The organism is Nocardia sp. bgisy134 (assembly GCF_057708325.1).
Genome location: NZ_JBYIRW010000018.1, coordinates 85,302 through 100,299, shown reverse-complemented (window position 1 = coordinate 100,299; position 14,998 = coordinate 85,302). Strand labels below are relative to the sequence as shown.

Below are 14,998 nucleotides of genomic sequence, written 5' to 3'. Positions count from 1 at the left end.
GAGGCATCAGCTCAGCGGCGCGTAGAGGTCGATGCCGTTGCCGTCGGGATCGTTGATCACGGCGTAGCGCTGGCCCCATGGCGCGTCCCACGGCTTCAGCTCGCCCCGGTAGCCCGCCGAGGTCAGATCGGCGTAGATCGCATCGACCTCGGCGGCGTCGGCGCAGCGGAAGGCGAGACCGATACGGCCCGCGCTGCTCGGCGGCTCCCATTCGTCGTGGAAGGAGCGAACGACGTCCTCGGTGTCGAGTGCGAGCCGCATCCCGCCGGCGAGCTGGGTTTCGACGTGCGGCTGGGCGTCCGCGTCGGCCGGGAATTCCAGGCCGAGACGGCGGTAGAAGGCCAGCGAGGCGGCCATGTTCGAGGTGACGATGCCGAGGAAATCCAGTTGCGGAGTCATATCGGCAGCGTAAGGACGGTGCGCCGGTCCGGTCTTGAACGAATCGGACGTCGTCAGTGGGTCGGCGCAGGCACCAGTTCGGCGATGAGGTTCTCCACCAGGATGCGGATCCGGTCGCGGATGGTGCGGACCACCTCGATGGTCTGATCGGTCGGGTCGGGCAGCACCCAGTCGCGATAGCTGATGCCGGGGAAGAACGGGCAGGCGTCGCCGCAGCCCATGGTGATCACCACATCGGAGACGCCGACGGCCTCGTCGGTCAGCTTGCGCGGCGTCTTGTCCGAGATATCGATGCCGACCTCCGCCATGGCCGCCACCGCTACCGGATTCAGGGTCGCCGCGGGTGCGCTGCCCGCGGACCGTGCCTCGATGCGGTCACCGGCGAGAGCGGTGAGAAACCCGGCGGCCATCTGGGATCTGCCCGCGTTGTGCACGCAGACGAACAGCACACTGGGCTTGTGGGCCATCGGGCCGCCTTTCGGGTGGTGCGATGCTAGGTGGTGGCCGGACCGGTCCGACGGTGCGGTGTGGTTCCGGTGCGTACCGTCCGGAAGGATTGGGCCGAAACGCTGTCGTAGCGTAAGGGATACGGGCGGTCGGGCGCCGAGGATGGGGGACCTCTCGCGGCCGTACCCGCCCGCTCGATCCGCGGCGCCGTGACGTTTGCGCTGCTAGAGGCATCGAGACGCGAAAGTCGTTGCTGTGACGAAGGTCTACACTCGGGCAGAAAAGACCAGTCGGTCGCAAAATTCGTGCGCGGCAGCCAGCGGGGACGAGAACTCTTGCCGCGCTTGACGACTGGCCCGCCGTTGGGGTGCGGGAACGCGAAACCGCTGCGACATCCGAGGATGTCGCGGCGGCGGGTCGTGGTGCGGGGTCAGATCGGGCGCAGGTCGATCACCTTGCGCAGCCGCGCCCGGTCGCGTTCGAGCCGCCGCGCCTCATAAGCGATGGGGAAGTAGCGCACCCGTTCGGGAAGGAGCGGAACGCCGCGCGCGATGAACCAGCCCAGCGCTCGCAGCTTGCGCTCGTCCGCGGCGGTCCAGGTGAGACCGAGCTTGCGCCGCGCGGCCTCCGGCGTGGTGCCCACGGTGACGAAGTACTGCATCCGTCCGATCGGCGCGACCGCCGCGCGCCAGAGCGGCGTCAGGACTCGCGGCAGCTGCTTCGGCGGCGCGACCGAGCGGATCACCCGCAGGTAGTCGTGCGCGGTGCTCGTCTCGCGCAGGTGGTTCTCGACCATGTCGTCGAAGAACTTCTCGAAGGCGGCGTAGTTCTCCGGAATCTCCTTGGGCGCCACCGAGAAGTTGCGCATCAGCTGCAACGTCTCCTGGTAGTACGCCTCCTTCTCGGCGTAGGTGAGCGGGCGGCGGGCGAAGTACTCGGCGCTCTCGGTGAAGGCGAAGGTTCCGGTGTGCAGCACCCAGGCCCACGGCCCGGACGCGAGCGCCTTGTGTCGCATGCCCGCGGCGTCGGTGGTGTTCAGCGAGGCGTGCATCGAGCGAAGCCGGTCGGCCTCGGCGAGCGCCTCCTCGCCGCCGTAGACCCACATCATCACCGAGGAGAGGCTGCGCACGGCGCGGCCCATGGGGTCGGTGCGGAAGCTGGAGTGCTCGTCGACGACGGCGGAGATGGTCGGCTCCATGGTCTGCAGGAGGAAGGCGGAGCCCGCGGTCAGCGAGAACGTGATCAGGCCGGTCTCGTCCCACATCCGGGTGCCGGGCGCGAAGGGACGGCGCGGGGGCAGTTCCCGCGCGGTGGTCTCGAGTGCGGCGGACGCGGTCATTGTGCGATCTCCTTTGATCGACCCAACTTAGAACGATGAGATGATTATCATACCAATCTCTCATTCTCTTGTCGTGTGCAAGATCCGCCGGTGGCCCGTTCTGTGGCGCGCGACCTACGCTGGCTGCCATGGCGACGGAGCGGACGGAGTGGGTATGACAGGGCAGTGGCGCGAGCGCGCAGGCCGGATCGGCGTGCTCACCGGTGCGGGCATCTCCACCGACTCGGGCATCCCCGATTTCCGCGGGCCGCGCGGGGTGTGGACGAAAGACCCCATCGCCGAACTGCTCTCGACCTACGACAACTACCTGGCCGACCCTGGCCTGCGGGAACGCGCGTGGCTGGCGCGCCGCGACAACCCGGCCTGGCAGGCGACGCCGAACACCGCGCACGAGGCGCTCGTCGAGCTGGCGCGGGCGGGTCGCGCGGTCACGATCATCACCCAGAACATCGACCGGCTGCACCAGCGCGCAGGCTCGCCGCCGGAGCGGGTCATCGAGATTCACGGCAACATGTTCGAGGTCGTCTGCGTGGAATGCGATTTCGAGACCAGCATGGCCGCCACCCTGGAGCGGGTAGCCGCGGGCGAACCCGATCCGCCCTGCCCCGCGTGCGGCGGCATCCTCAAGGCCGCGACGATCATGTTCGGCCAGCAGATGGATCAGCGCACTCTCGCCAAGGCCGCGATCACCGCCGAGACCAGCGACATCTTCCTCGCCATCGGTACCTCGCTGCAGGTCGAACCGGCTGCTTCGATGTGCGCCGTCGCCGTCCGCGCGGGCGCCGACCTCGTCATCGTCAACGCCGAACCGACCCCCTACGACGACATCGCCACCGAAGTGATCCGCGAACCCATCGGCGCCGCCGTCCCCCGCCTCGTCGCCGAAATCCTCGACGCCTGACCACCTTCGGCGTTCCGAAGTGAGCGGCCGGGGTGGCGGCGGCCGTCAGCCGACCGACCCCTGCGGTCCGATCAGCCGATCGGGCCGAGGACGCGGTCCAGGTACGGATTGGCGAAGCGGGCCTTGGGGTCGAAGCGGCGGCGGACTTCGGTGAAGCGGTCCCAGTCCGGGTAGCGCTCGCGCAGGGTGTCGGCGGTCTGGAAGTGGCGCTTGCCCCAGTGCGGGCGGCCCTGGTAGCGGTCGAAGACCTCTTCGCAGGCGCGGAAGTACGGCTCCCACTCCATGCCGCGATACTGGTGCACGGCGATGTAGCAGGTGTCGCGGCCGCTCGCGGGGGAGAGGAAGGCGTCGTCGGGCGCGACCCAGCGCACCTCGATCGGCATGGGCGTCTGGAAGCGCGCCGACACCTCTTTGATCTCCCTGATCGCCGCGACCGAATGTTCCCGCGGGATGGCGTATTCCATCTCGGTGAAGCGAAACAGTCTGGGGGAGGCGAACACCCGGTAGGACCGGTCTACCTGGCGGCGGTAGCTGCCCGCGTAGGCGGCGCCGCGGTGGATCCACGGGATGACCGCGGGCTGACGCTTGGCGACGCGGCACAGCGCGTCGAAGGTGTAGTTGGACATGAGGATGTCGGCGAGCCAGTCCAGCATCTTGCCGCGCGGCTGTTCCGGCAGGTCGACGCGGTTGTTGCGCTTGGTCATCGCCAGCGGGCTGTGCGCGAACATGTAGAACTCGAAGTGCTCGTTGCCGTCGACGTAGGAATCCAGGTCGGCGAGCACCTCGTCCACCGGCACCGGCCGTTCCACGCCTTCGAGCACGAACGAGGGCACCAGTTGCAGGGTGACCGCCGTGACCACGCCGAGCGCGCCCACGCTGACCCGCACCGCCCGCCAGCCGTCAGGGTCGTTCTCGGCGTCGAGTTCGACCCGGCTGCCGTCGGCGAGCGTCAGCTCGACCGAATGCAGCGCGGCGGAGATGTTCTGTAGCGTCGCGCCCGTGCCGTGCGTGCCGGTCGCGGTGGCGCCCGCGATGGTCTGCACGTCGATGTCGCCGAGGTTGGGGAAGGCCAGCCCGGCGGCGTGCAGCGCCGCGCTGGCCGCGTTGAGGGTGATGCCCGCCTCGACCCGTGCTCGCCCGGTCGCGGCGTCGAGTTCGAGGACGCGGTTCATCCGCGACAGGTCGAGCAGCGTGCCGTCGGTGAGAACAGTGTCGGTGAAGGAGTGCCCGGCGCCCGCGACCCGGACGTTCTGCCCGCGGTCCGCCGCGCCGGCGAGCAGTTCGGCGAGTTCCTCGTGGTTGCGCGGGGAGGCGAGGGTCGCCGGTGTGCAGTCTTGATCCCCGGCCCAGTTCACCCACGAGTTGGTCATGCGTCCAATTTAAGGCATGCGTGTGACGCGCGCTACCCGCGCTCGGTTTTCGATTACCGGCGGCGTCCCAGGCAGGTGTGCGCTTTGGCCGTTTCGACTTCATCGTCGTTCAGCGGCGCGACCAGCAGCGGCATGCGCGGGATGGAGTCGGCGCGCACGCCGTTCAGCATGATGGCCGCATAACGCTGCCAGACATCGGGATTGACGGGCTTGGCGAACTCGGCCAGCGCGTCGACCATGTGGATCAGCGCGAAGAAATCACTCGGTTCGATATCGGGCTGCAGCGTCCCCGCGTCGCGGGCGCGGTCGATGACGGCCGCGACGGTCGGCTTGATGCGATCGCGCAGCGCGGCGAACCGTCCGGGGTCCTCCTCGAGCTCGAGCATGACCTCGCTGAAGCCGCGGTTGTTCGCCAGGTGCCTGCAGGCGTACTCGAAGAACTGGACGACCCCCAGCCATGGGTCGGGGTGCTGCGCGGCCTCCTCGGCTGCCACGGCGAACTCGCCGATATGCTGCTCGAAGACCTCGGCGATGAGCTCCTTCTTGTTGGCGAACCGCCGGTACACGGTCCCTACGCCGACGCCCGCTTTCTCCGCGACGTCGTCGAGGGTGATCTCGAGTCCGTGCTCGGCGAACAACTCGCGCGCCGCGGCGACGATGCGCTGCTGATTGCGCGCGGCGTCGGCACGCAGGCGCCGAGGTGGGGCGGGGGCCGTGGCGTGATTCACATCCCCATGTTAGCAACGATCGGGATTAAGCGGAGGCATTGTCTCCGTTAACGTGATAGCTTCTACCGGTAAGCGGAGGTGATATCTCCGCATCGATACCCGAGTCTCGAGGGGACCTATGACTACCGTGATCGATCGTGGGGCGCCTGCCCCCGAGAAATCCCAGCGCCGCGGCTCACACGCGCTGCGCTGGTGGGTGCTCGCCGTGCTCGGCGTGGCACAGCTGATGGTGGTGCTCGACGCCACCGTGGTGAACATCGCACTTCCCGCCGCCCAGCAGGACCTCGGCTTCAGTGACGCCGACCGCCAGTGGGTGATCACCGGCTACGCGCTGGCGTTCGGCAGCCTGCTGCTGCTCGGCGGACGCCTGAGCGACCTGTTCGGCCGCCGCAACACCTTCATCATCGGCCTGGTCGGCTTCGCCGTCGCCTCGGCCATCGGTGGCGCCGCGCCCAACTTCGAGGTGCTCGTCGCGGCTCGCGTCGGCCAGGGCGTGTTCGGCGCGCTGCTCGCGCCCGCCGCTCTGTCGCTGCTGACCGTCACTTTCACCGAACCGTCCGAGCGGGCCAAGGCCTTCGGCATCTTCGGCGCGGTCGCCGGTACCGGCGGCGCGATCGGCCTGCTGCTCGGCGGCGCGCTCACCGAGTGGGCCAACTGGCGCTGGGTGATGTTCGTCAATCTGGCCTTCGCGGCCGTCGCGCTGGTCGGCGCGGTGCTGCTGCTCGCCAAGCACGTCAGCGCCGAGCGACCCAAGCTCGACATCCCCGGGACCGTCGTGGTGACCGCGGCGTTGTTCGGCATCGTCTACGGCTTCGCGCACGCGGAGACCGACGGCTGGACCAACGGCGCCACCCTGGCCTTCCTGATCGGCGGCGCGGCGCTGCTCGCGGTGTTCGTCTGGCTGGAGTCCCGGGTCGCGCACCCGCTGCTGCCGCTGCGAATCCTGTTGGACCGCACCCGCGCCGGCTCCTACATGACCGTGTTCGTGATGGGCATCGGCATGTTCGCGATCTTCCTGTTCCTGACCTACTACATGCAGCTGAGCCTGGGCTACTCGCCGATCAAGACCGGCGTGGCGTTCCTGCCGATGGTGGCCGCAATGATCGTCTCCTCGACCACCACGCCCTCGGTGCTGCTGCCGAAGTTCGGTCCGAAGATCGTGGTGTCCGCCGGGTTCCTGATCGCCGCCGCGGGCATGGCCTGGCTGACCCGGATCGGCCTGGACACCGGCTACGGCACGCACATCCTGCCCGCCCTGGTCCTGATGGGTCTCGGCCTCGGTGGCGCCATGGCGACCGCCTTCCAGGGCGCGACCTCGGGCGTGCACCACGAGGACGCGGGCGTGGCCTCGGCCATGATCAACACCAGCCAGCAGGTCGGCGGCTCCATCGGCACCGCGCTGTTGAGCACCATCGCCGCCTCGGCCGCCACGGACTACCTGTCCACCGCGCAGCCCGGCCCGCTGGCCGTCGCCCAGGCCCAGATCGAGAGCTACACCACCAGCTTCTGGTGGGCCACCGCGATCTTCGTCCTCGGCGCCCTGCTCTCGGCGGTGCTGATGCCGAACACCCAGCCCGCGCCCGCGGAGGGTGAGCCGGTGCTCGCGCACTGACCCGAAGGCAACTCGAAAACCACGAAGGCAATTCGAAAAACACAGCGCCCGCGCCGGTTTCGACCGGACGCGGGCGCTGTGCTGTGCGGCGACCTCTCAACAATTGCTCGGAGCCGGGACGCCGGCGAATCGATCGGACAGGTAGCCGAAGGCCCGCGGCGCGCCCTGCGTGCCCGCCGCGTTGTGGTCGGCGCCGGGGATGATGTCGAGCTGCACCGGTGTGCCCGCCCGGCAGTAGCGAGCGGTGACCGTGCGGACGAGGCCGGGATCGACGTCGTCGGCCTCGCCGTGCCATTGGTACACCGGGGCGCGTGGGACGCCGGGGAAGGTCTCCAGGCTGTTCTCCTCCAGGACCTGGACGGTGGACGAGTCGGCCTCCAGCGGTCCGTTCAACACGTCGGAGAAACTACGGTTCGCGCCCGCGCTGATGATCTCGTCGGTGCAGGCGTTGGCGATCTGATCGCGCAGCGTCCGCCCGGCTGGATTGAGCCTGGGCGACATGTCCATCCGGCCCGGGTATTCGCGTTCGAGGCCCATCGCGGCCGCGAAGCCGAGCCCGAACAGCGGGTTGGGGTTCGCGCCGAGATCGCGGGCCAGCGTGCCGATGTTCACCGGAACCCCGCCCATGGCCACGCCGGCGATCGGCAGTTCGGGTGCGTACTCGGGAGCGAGCGCGGCCGCGAATCCGGTGGCCGTGCCGCCGCCCGAGTACCCGGCCAGGCCCACCGGGCTGCCGGCGAGGCCCGCGGGGGCGAAACGCTTTGCCGCGCGGAGGCCGTCGAGGGTGATGTGGCCGCCCAGCTGTGCCGCGCCGTACGCGCCGGTCGGCCCGAGGTGATCGGGCACCGCCACGGCCCAGCCCCTGGCGAGCAGCAGATTCAACGCGGGAGCCTCCTGCATGCCGCCGTCGAAGAGGCTGTGCGAGGGCGCGCACTGCATGCCGAGCGAGTTGACGAACGGCTGGTACGACACCAGCGGACGGTCGAGCCCGCCGCCCGGCGGCACCAGCACCGTGGTCATCGCCGCGATCGGTTCGTTCGCGGAGTCGATGGAGCGGAACAGCAGCTGCCACACCGTGGAACCGGGAAAGATCGCCGCGGGAACGACCCTGCTGCGCAGCACATCTCCGAGCTGGAACGCGGCCAGATCGGACGGCGCGGCGTAGAAGCCGTCGGCGTCGGGGATCGGATAGATCGGCAGCGCCGCCGCGGGCGCGGTATGCCCGAGGCAGGTCGCCGCGACCGCGAGCGCCGCGAGGGCGACGCGTCGCATCGGACGTGAACGCCTGCCGCTCGAAGTTTGCTGCCGCACGGTGCGGCGCGCTGCCGCCGCCGTCGGACGCGCGTCGGGTACTGCCCGTCGTACCGCCATCGTCGCTCCATTGCCGAAGGGGTGGGTGAGGGGGAACCGTGGCGAAACCTTCGGGGCATTCGTAGTCGGCGGCGCGATCCATGTCAACGAACGTGGCTGTTCGTCATGCGCGTCCCCTGGGCGAACCGACCGGGTGGTCCTACCGATAGCATGACGCCGATGACGTTCGGCGCGGCAGGAGGTCAGCAGATGGGCTCGCAAGCCCGCATCCCGGCCGTCGAGCCGGCGGTGCTCCTGGTGATCTCGTTGGGCGGCGGGCTGGGCGCCGTACTGCGCTACGCGGTCGGACTATGGTGGCCGCCGCAGCCGGGCCAGGTGCCGTGGGCTACCTTCGCCGTGAATGTCATCGGTTGTTTCGCGATCGGAATTCTGATGGTTCTGATCACCGAGGTCTGGGTAGCCCACAGACTGCTGCGCCCCTTCGTCGGCGTCGGGTTGCTGGGCGGTTTCACGACCTTTTCGACCTATAGTCTCGAGATTCGTAGACTGCTCGAATCGGGCGCCACGACCGAGGCGCTCGGCTATCTCGGGGGGACGCTGGCGGCGACGCTCGGCGCGGTCTGGCTCGGCATGGGGGTGGCGCGGCTCGCGGCAGGCACGGCAGGACCGCGACAGCGCGGCGGACGACGGTGAACGGCGCATCGCCAGCGGGCGGTGCGGTGGACGACTGGTACGTACTACGGAAGGGGGTCATGCGATGAGTGGTTCACCTGCGAACGCGGGGCAGTGGCGGCAGGCCGCGCGGTTGACGGTGCTGCTCGACGAGGACGACAAGTGGCGGCACGGCCCCCTGTTCCACGAGATCGTGCGCCGCGCGCGCGACGCGGGCCTGGCGGGCGCCAGCGTGTGGCGCGGCGTGGAGGGCTACGGCGCGTCCTCGCGCATCCACACCAGCCGCATCCTCGACTTGGCCGAACACCTTCCCGTGCAAGTGATGATCGTCGACGAGCCGGAGCGCCTGCGGTCGTTCGTCGAGCAGAACGCCGAATTGCTCGGCGGCGTGACCGTCTCGCTGTCGCCGGTGGAGACCTGGCAGTCCGCCCTCGGGGTGGCCCGATGACCACGGTCCTCGTCGTGATCGGCGGCATGGTCGGCGCGCCGCTGCGCTATCTGATCGACCGCGCCGTTGCCGCCCGTTTCGAATCCCTGCTGCCTTTGGGAACTTTGACGGTTAACATTGTCGGTTCGGCGGTGCTGGGCGGTTTGTACGGCGCGAGCGCGGACAGCTGGCTCCTCTCTTTGGCGGGAACCGGCTTCTGCGGCGCGTTGACGACGTTCAGCACATTCGGATACGAGACCATCCGACTGGTCGCGGACGGCGCCTACACCTACGCGGTGGGCAATGTCGTGATCAGCGTGGCGGCCAGCCTGGCCGCGGTGTACGCCGCCGCGTCCGCGACCCAGTGGTTGTGGGCATGATCTTGATGACGAGCCGGGCGCAGCCGACCTGGAAGGGAGACCCGAGCATGGCCCATGATCGAGCCGGGCGACCCGCGCGGGCGACCGACCTGGAGGACATCGCCCACCTGGTGACCGCCTACTACAGCCACATCCCCGACCCGTCGGATCCGGCCCAGCAGGTGGAGTTCGGCACCTCGGGACATCGCGGGTCCAGCCTGGACTGCGCGTTCAACGAGGCGCACATCCTCGCGATCACCCAGGCGATCGTCGAATACCGCGCCACCAGGGGCATCACGGGTCCGGTGTATCTGGCCAGGGACACGCACGCGCTGTCCGAGCCCGCGTGGACCACCGCACTGGAGGTGCTCGCCGCCAACGACGTCACCGCGGTGATCGACGCCCGCGACCGCTACACCCCGACCCCGGCGCTGAGCCACGCGGTGTTGCGGCACAACACCAACGGCACCAAGCACCAGGCCGACGGCATCGTGGTCACGCCCTCGCACAATCCCCCGCGCGACGGCGGCTTCAAATACAACCCGCCGCACGGCGGCCCGGCCGACACCGTCGCTACCGACGCCATCGCCGCGCGGGCGAACGAGCTGTTGCGTACCGGGCTGTCCGAGGTCAAGCGCACCACCCTGCAGCACGCGCTGGCCACCAGCGTCCAGCGCTACGACTACCTCGACCACTACATCGCCGACCTGCCGAACGTGTTGAACCTGGACGCGATTCGCGGCGCGGGCATCCGCCTCGGCGCCGACCCGATGGGCGGCGCCAGCGTCGACTACTGGGAGGAGATCGGCCAGCGCTACGACCTGGAACTCGAGGTCGTCAACCCGTTCGTCGACCCGACCTGGCGATTCATGACGCTGGACAGCGACGGCAAGATCCGGATGGACCCGTCCTCGCGCTACGCCATGGCGGCGCTGGTGGCGATCAAGGACGACTACGACATCTCCACCGGCAACGACGCCGACGCCGACCGGCACGGCATCGTCACCCCCGACGGCGGGCTGATGAACCCCAACCACTTCCTCGCCGTCGCGATCGAATACCTGGTGGCGAACCGTATCGGCTGGGACGCGCTCACCAAGATCGGCAAGACGGTGGTCACCTCGTCCATGATCGACCGGGTGGTCGGCGTACTCGGCCGCGACGTGCACGAGGTGCCGGTCGGGTTCAAGTGGTTCGTGCCCGGATTGTTCAGCGGCAGCCTCGCTTTCGGCGGCGAGGAGAGCGCGGGCGCCTCGTTCCTGCGGATGGACGGCACGGTGTGGACCACCGACAAGGACGGCATCCTGCTCGCGCTGCTCGCCGCCGAGATCGCCGCGTGCACCGGCCAGACGCCGTCCGCGCGCTACGTCGAGCTCGAGCGCCGCTACGGCAGCCCCGCCTACGCCCGCATCGACGCCGCGGCCACCCCGGAACAGAAAGCACGGCTGGCGAGGTTGACACCGGATGTGATCACCACCAAGGAGATCGCGGGCGAGCCGATTACCGCCGTGCTCACCCGCGCGAGGGGCAACGGCGCACCGCTGGGCGGGCTCAAAGTCACCACGGAGAACGCCTGGTTCGCGGCGCGTCCGTCCGGCACCGAGGACAAGTACAAGATCTACGCGGAGTCGTTCCACGGCAGTGAGCACCTGGCCCAGGTGCAGGCGGCCGCGGAGGAGATGGTGGGCAAGGCGCTGACGGGTGAGCTGTAGAGCCAGGGCGCTGGCGAGCACGAGAGCCGGAGGCCTGCCCAGCGAGATCTGGGTGCTGATCGGAGCCGCGTTCGTCATCGCCATCGGATTCGGGTTGGTGGCTCCGGTGCTGCCGCAGTTCGCGCGCAGCTTCGGCGTCGGAGTGGCGGCCGCGTCCGCGATCGTCAGCGCGTTCGCGTTGATGCGGCTGTTGTTCGCGCCGGTCAGCGGTCGGCTGGTGCAGCGGCTGGGGGAGCGCTGGGTGTACCTGTCCGGCCTGGTGATCGTCGCGGTGTCCACCGGAGCGAGCGCGCTGGCCCAGAGTTATTGGCAACTCCTGGTTTTGCGCTCGGTGGGCGGCATCGGCTCGACGATGTTCACCGTGTCGTCGCTGGCGCTGGTGATCCGCATCTCGCCGCCCGAACAGCGCGGGCGGGTGTCGGGCCTGTGGTCGACGAGCTTCCTGATCGGCTCGGTGAGCGGGCCGCTGGTGGGCGGCGCCCTGGCCGGGCTCGGGTTGCGCGCGCCGTTCCTCATCTACGCCGCGGCGCTGCTCGCGGTGAGCGTCGCGGTCTACCTGAGCCTGCGCGATTCGCATCTGGCCGCGCCCGAGGTCAGCGGCGAATTGCGCGTCATGACCTTCCGTCAGGCGCTGACCCGCCCTGCCTACCGCGCGGTGCTGTGGTCCAACTTCGCCAACGGCGCCGCGATATTCGGTGTCCGCATGGCGCTCGTGCCGCTGCTCGTGGTGGAGGTGCTGCGGCAGCCCACCGGCATGGCGGGCGTCGCGCTCACCGCGTTCGCCGCGGGCAATGTCGCTGTGCTGTTCCTCTCCGGCCGGTTGTCGGACCGGTGGGGGCGCAAGCCGTTCCTCGTCATCGGCTCGCTGGTGTGCGCGCTCGGCACCGCGGGGCTCGGCTACGCCCCCGACCTCGGCTGGCTCCTGGCGACCTCCGTCGTCGCCGGGCTCGGCTCGGGAATGCTGACGCCGACTCAGCAGGCCGCGCTCGCCGACATCATCGGGCCCAAGGCGCGCGGCGGCCCGGTGCTCGCGGGGTTCCAGATGGCCGCCGACCTCGGCACCGTCGTCGGCCCGATCGCCGTCGGCGCGCTCGCCCAGCACACCTCCTACGGACTGGCCCTCGCCGTGACCGGCACGCTGCTGGCCATCGCGGCCGCCGCGTGGGCGGTCGTCCCCGAGCCGCTGCAACGGCACACCGCCGAGCAGGTCACCGCCGTGCCGTGCGACGACGCGGAGTATCAACTCGCCCATCGCGTCGCCGACGAGTGCGAGGAACCGCGCGACCTGACCCACGACGAACGGCACGCCTCGCCCACCGGTTCCCGTCGCTAGCCGGGACGCGCAGTCGTTGTTCTGAGCTATGGCGCGAGCAGCGCCGATGTGCGCGACTCGCCCCGCCCGGCGCACATCGGTCGCGGGGGTTGCGGCAGAGTGTTGACGTGAGTCAATCGCGTTCGAACTACACCCCGCGCCCGATGTCCAGCGCGACCAGTTACGCCCTCGGCGGCGTCGCGCTCGCTCTGATCGTGCTGATCGTGTTCCTGGCGTTCCGCTGGAGCCGGGACGAACCGGACGTGCGCAACGACGGCTACGGTCCCGTGCGCGACCCCGGAGTGCACGCGGTGCTGCAACCCGATGGCATCGTCGTCCTCGGCAAGCCGGGTGTGCCCACGGCGATCGACGTCTACGAGGACCCGCTGTGCCCGGCCTGTGGCGCACTCGAGCGCGTCTACGGCCAAGAACTGGCCCAGCAGCTGGACGAGGGCAAGCTCACGGTGCGGTACCACTACGTGAACTTCCTCGACCCGAAGTCGAGCAGCAAGGACTACTCGACGCGCGCGGTCGCCGCCACCGAATGCGTCGCCGAGGCGGGCAACGGTCCGGTGTACTCGAAGTTCCACGAGCTGCTGTTCGTGTCGAAGCAGCCGAAGGAAGGCGGCGACGACCTGAGCAACGAGCAGCTGCCCGGGCTGGCGCGGGAAGCGGGGGCGCCCGACCAGGTCGTGCAGTGCGTGGCGACCGGGGCGAAGGTCGAGAGCGCCAAGGCGCACGCGAAGGCGGCCATGGACGACCTGAACGCGCGGTTGGACGGCCGCGCCGCGACGCCGTCGGTGTTCGAGGGGCAGAACAAGATCGACGTGAACAACGAGGAGTGGGTGGTCGAGCTGACCCGCTGACCGCCCGGCTCCCCCTCCGAGCCGGGCGCGCGTGGCTCAGACCTGGTGTGCCGTGACGTCGTCCGGGATGTCGTCCTCTGGCGCGATGCGGCTGAGCTGGCGGTGCAGCGGTATGTGCCCGTCGAGCGGGTAGAGCAGGTCCTCGCCGGTCGGGCGATCGGCGGTGAACGGGCTCGGCTCGTCCGGGACGCTTCCCGGGCGGTCGGCTACCGTGGCCGTTCCCGGCACGCTCGAAAAGGCTTGGACGCCAGCGGCTTCTATTGCCAGCAGTGCGATATCGGTATGCGGGAACAGGTACCGCGCACCCTCTCGGAGGGTGGTGTGCACGTCACCGTTCGGCGCGGTCCACTGCATCCGATCGCGATCGGCGCGCCACACCCGCCATCCCTGTTTCCTCTTGTCCGCCAACGATTTCAGTCGGCGATGCCGCGAACAGAGCACGGCGAGTCCACTGCCACTGCGCTCCACCTCGGCTTCCGCGGCCGGGATCGTGCACCCGGGAAACCGGCACATCCCGTCCATCGCCCGTATCTCGCGACCGACGCGTTGCCGCGCCGCTTCTTCCGTCGCGCCCGCATCGGCGTCCGAATGTTCGGGAACCGCCTGGAACCGCGCGTGCTCGGCCAGCAACCGGGCAAGCGCCGCGTCGATCGGCCCGTAGCCTGCCAGGAACGCGGGCGCCTCCCGCATGTCCAGCAGCGTCTCCGCGGCGATCCCGATCTGGATCAGCGGTCGTCGCGGCGGCTGCGCGGGCGCACCGGGCTTCGGACACCGTTCGCCACGGCCGCATTGGCAGCGCAGCCGCCCCGACCCGTCCGCGAGCGCGACCAGCGCATCGGCCCGCCGCTGCGGCATCGTCCTCGGATCCGCGGCGCACACCTGCAAGCTCATCTCCCGCAACCGCATCGCCACCGTCTGTGCGCCGGGTGCGGGCAGGAGTCCGTCGAACACCGCCATGCTGTCTTGTACGGCGCGAATTCGCACGTCACGGTCGTCCTGCCGCCGCTCACGGCGCCGCTGCGCACCGGCGGGATCCAGCCGAATCGCCCACCGCCGCGCCGCCTGCCGCAAACGCGCGGGATTCGTGCGCGCCGCCGCCTCCAGCAGGCGCGGCTCCAGCGCGTCGACGACCTCTTTCGTCAGCGCCCGCGTGCTGTCGACGATTACCCGCACCTTCGCCAGGTCGATCCGCCCCGCCGCGAACGCCACCCTGGTCCGCGGCAGCGACTCCTCCAGCACGAGCCCTATATCGATCAGCGCCCCCGCCGTTCCCTCGTCCACGTACAGCGCCACCGCCGCCTCGGCCGCCGCGAACTCCCCGGCCCGCACCCCGCCCGGCCCGGGTTCCGCGCTCGCGGCCCGGTGTCGCCGATACAGCTCGCGCACCGCGAACACCTCCGCCGCCTGCGCCGCGGCCGCAGCCCCGTGCGCCGCCCTGAGCGCCTCGATCAACCCCTCGTCACTCATGGTCCCGAACTCCACCGCAGAGAGCTGATTGTGTTCGAACATGTGTTCGATTCTACGGGTTGAGTTCACCCACCCG

At 69.8% G+C, this 14,998-nt stretch carries 15 protein-coding genes; 8 read left to right on the top strand and 7 right to left on the bottom strand.

The features are described from left to right. Positions 1-6: 6 nt before the first annotated feature. The 3 genes from AC3ERS_RS27835 to AC3ERS_RS27825 form a co-directional block, all read right to left on the bottom strand. Positions 7-399: a VOC family protein gene (locus AC3ERS_RS27835; protein WP_431971058.1), complete on the bottom strand. Its 393-nt coding sequence runs from the start codon at positions 397-399 to the stop codon at positions 7-9. A 53-nt stretch (positions 400-452) separates the two neighbouring features. Next, on the bottom strand, positions 453-866 hold the full coding sequence (locus AC3ERS_RS27830) for an arsenate reductase ArsC (RefSeq protein WP_431971057.1): 414 nt from the start codon (positions 864-866) through the stop codon (positions 453-455). 410 nt (positions 867-1,276) lie between these two features. After that, positions 1,277-2,185 (bottom strand): oxygenase MpaB family protein, encoded by a 909-nt coding sequence (locus AC3ERS_RS27825; protein ID WP_431971056.1) that lies wholly within the window; start codon positions 2,183-2,185, stop codon positions 1,277-1,279. A gap of 154 nt (positions 2,186-2,339) precedes the next feature. Here AC3ERS_RS27825 and AC3ERS_RS27820 point away from each other — a divergent pair, with 154 nt between their 5' ends. After that, a complete protein-coding gene (locus AC3ERS_RS27820; protein ID WP_431971055.1) occupies positions 2,340-3,086 on the top strand; it encodes an SIR2 family NAD-dependent protein deacylase in 747 nt (248 codons plus the stop codon). Positions 3,087-3,157: 71 nt separating this feature from the next. Here the strand turns inward: AC3ERS_RS27820 and AC3ERS_RS27815 are convergent, their stop codons facing one another. Together AC3ERS_RS27815 and AC3ERS_RS27810 are read right to left on the bottom strand one after the other, a co-directional pair. Further along, positions 3,158-4,456: a D-arabinono-1,4-lactone oxidase gene (locus AC3ERS_RS27815; protein ID WP_431971054.1), complete on the bottom strand. Its 1,299-nt coding sequence runs from the start codon at positions 4,454-4,456 to the stop codon at positions 3,158-3,160. Between the two features lie 53 nt (positions 4,457-4,509). Beyond that, positions 4,510-5,184: a TetR/AcrR family transcriptional regulator gene (locus tag AC3ERS_RS27810; RefSeq protein ID WP_431971053.1), complete on the bottom strand. Its 675-nt coding sequence runs from the start codon at positions 5,182-5,184 to the stop codon at positions 4,510-4,512. Between the two features lie 118 nt (positions 5,185-5,302). Here AC3ERS_RS27810 and AC3ERS_RS27805 point away from each other — a divergent pair, with 118 nt between their 5' ends. Beyond that, on the top strand, positions 5,303-6,796 hold the full coding sequence (locus tag AC3ERS_RS27805; RefSeq protein WP_431971052.1) for an MFS transporter: 1,494 nt from the start codon (positions 5,303-5,305) through the stop codon (positions 6,794-6,796). Between the two features lie 96 nt (positions 6,797-6,892). On the opposite strand, the gene AC3ERS_RS27800 is transcribed toward AC3ERS_RS27805, so the two are convergent. Continuing rightward, a complete protein-coding gene (locus AC3ERS_RS27800; RefSeq protein WP_431971051.1) occupies positions 6,893-8,068 on the bottom strand; it encodes a lipase family protein in 1,176 nt (391 codons plus the stop codon). 258 nt (positions 8,069-8,326) lie between these two features. Here AC3ERS_RS27800 and crcB (AC3ERS_RS27795) point away from each other — a divergent pair, with 258 nt between their 5' ends. The 6 genes from crcB (AC3ERS_RS27795) (at position 8,327) to AC3ERS_RS27770 (ending at position 13,455) form a co-directional block, all read left to right on the top strand. Beyond that, the gene (gene crcB, locus AC3ERS_RS27795; protein ID WP_431971050.1) at positions 8,327-8,800 is read left to right on the top strand and encodes a fluoride efflux transporter CrcB; all 474 of its coding nucleotides are present in this window, start codon (positions 8,327-8,329) and stop codon (positions 8,798-8,800) included. A 64-nt stretch (positions 8,801-8,864) separates the two neighbouring features. Next, a complete protein-coding gene (locus tag AC3ERS_RS27790) occupies positions 8,865-9,227 on the top strand; it encodes a DUF190 domain-containing protein (protein WP_431971049.1) in 363 nt (120 codons plus the stop codon). Continuing rightward, complete coding sequence (gene crcB, locus AC3ERS_RS27785; RefSeq protein WP_431971048.1) at positions 9,224-9,586, top strand: fluoride efflux transporter CrcB; 363 nt, start codon at positions 9,224-9,226, stop codon at positions 9,584-9,586. The genes AC3ERS_RS27790 and crcB (AC3ERS_RS27785) overlap by 4 nt, the downstream gene beginning before the upstream one ends. Before the next feature lie 47 nt (positions 9,587-9,633). Further along, positions 9,634-11,277, top strand: a complete 1,644-nt coding sequence (gene pgm / locus AC3ERS_RS27780) for a phosphoglucomutase (alpha-D-glucose-1,6-bisphosphate-dependent) (protein ID WP_431971137.1) — start codon at positions 9,634-9,636, stop codon at positions 11,275-11,277. Beyond that, a complete protein-coding gene (locus AC3ERS_RS27775; RefSeq protein WP_431971047.1) occupies positions 11,267-12,610 on the top strand; it encodes an MFS transporter in 1,344 nt (447 codons plus the stop codon). The genes pgm and AC3ERS_RS27775 overlap by 11 nt, the downstream gene beginning before the upstream one ends. 107 nt (positions 12,611-12,717) lie before the next feature. Then, positions 12,718-13,455: a DsbA family protein gene (locus AC3ERS_RS27770; protein ID WP_431971046.1), complete on the top strand. Its 738-nt coding sequence runs from the start codon at positions 12,718-12,720 to the stop codon at positions 13,453-13,455. A 36-nt stretch (positions 13,456-13,491) separates the two neighbouring features. Here the strand turns inward: AC3ERS_RS27770 and AC3ERS_RS27765 are convergent, their stop codons facing one another. After that, entirely contained in the window at positions 13,492-14,964 is a 1,473-nt protein-coding gene (locus AC3ERS_RS27765) for a DUF222 domain-containing protein (RefSeq protein ID WP_431971045.1), read from the bottom strand. Positions 14,965-14,998 lie beyond the last annotated feature (34 nt).

Bases quoted from the DNA above. Each gene is read 5' to 3' on its own strand.
- AC3ERS_RS27835 (WP_431971058.1), bottom strand. From the start codon at position 399: ATGACTCCGCAACTGGATTTCCTCGGCATCGTCACCTCGAACATGGCC.
- AC3ERS_RS27830 (WP_431971057.1), bottom strand. From the start codon at position 866: ATGGCCCACAAGCCCAGTGTGCTGTTCGTCTGCGTGCACAACGCGGGC.
- AC3ERS_RS27825 (WP_431971056.1), bottom strand. From the start codon at position 2,185: ATGACCGCGTCCGCCGCACTCGAGACCACCGCGCGGGAACTGCCCCCG.
- AC3ERS_RS27820 (WP_431971055.1), top strand. From the start codon at position 2,340: ATGACAGGGCAGTGGCGCGAGCGCGCAGGCCGGATCGGCGTGCTCACC.
- AC3ERS_RS27815 (WP_431971054.1), bottom strand. From the start codon at position 4,456: ATGACCAACTCGTGGGTGAACTGGGCCGGGGATCAAGACTGCACACCG.
- AC3ERS_RS27805 (WP_431971052.1), top strand. From the start codon at position 5,303: ATGACTACCGTGATCGATCGTGGGGCGCCTGCCCCCGAGAAATCCCAG.
- AC3ERS_RS27800 (WP_431971051.1), bottom strand. From the start codon at position 8,068: ATGCGACGCGTCGCCCTCGCGGCGCTCGCGGTCGCGGCGACCTGCCTC.
- crcB (WP_431971050.1), top strand. From the start codon at position 8,327: ATGACGTTCGGCGCGGCAGGAGGTCAGCAGATGGGCTCGCAAGCCCGC.
- AC3ERS_RS27790 (WP_431971049.1), top strand. From the start codon at position 8,865: ATGAGTGGTTCACCTGCGAACGCGGGGCAGTGGCGGCAGGCCGCGCGG.
- crcB (WP_431971048.1), top strand. From the start codon at position 9,224: ATGACCACGGTCCTCGTCGTGATCGGCGGCATGGTCGGCGCGCCGCTG.
- pgm (WP_431971137.1), top strand. From the start codon at position 9,634: ATGGCCCATGATCGAGCCGGGCGACCCGCGCGGGCGACCGACCTGGAG.
- AC3ERS_RS27765 (WP_431971045.1), bottom strand. From the start codon at position 14,964: ATGTTCGAACACAATCAGCTCTCTGCGGTGGAGTTCGGGACCATGAGT.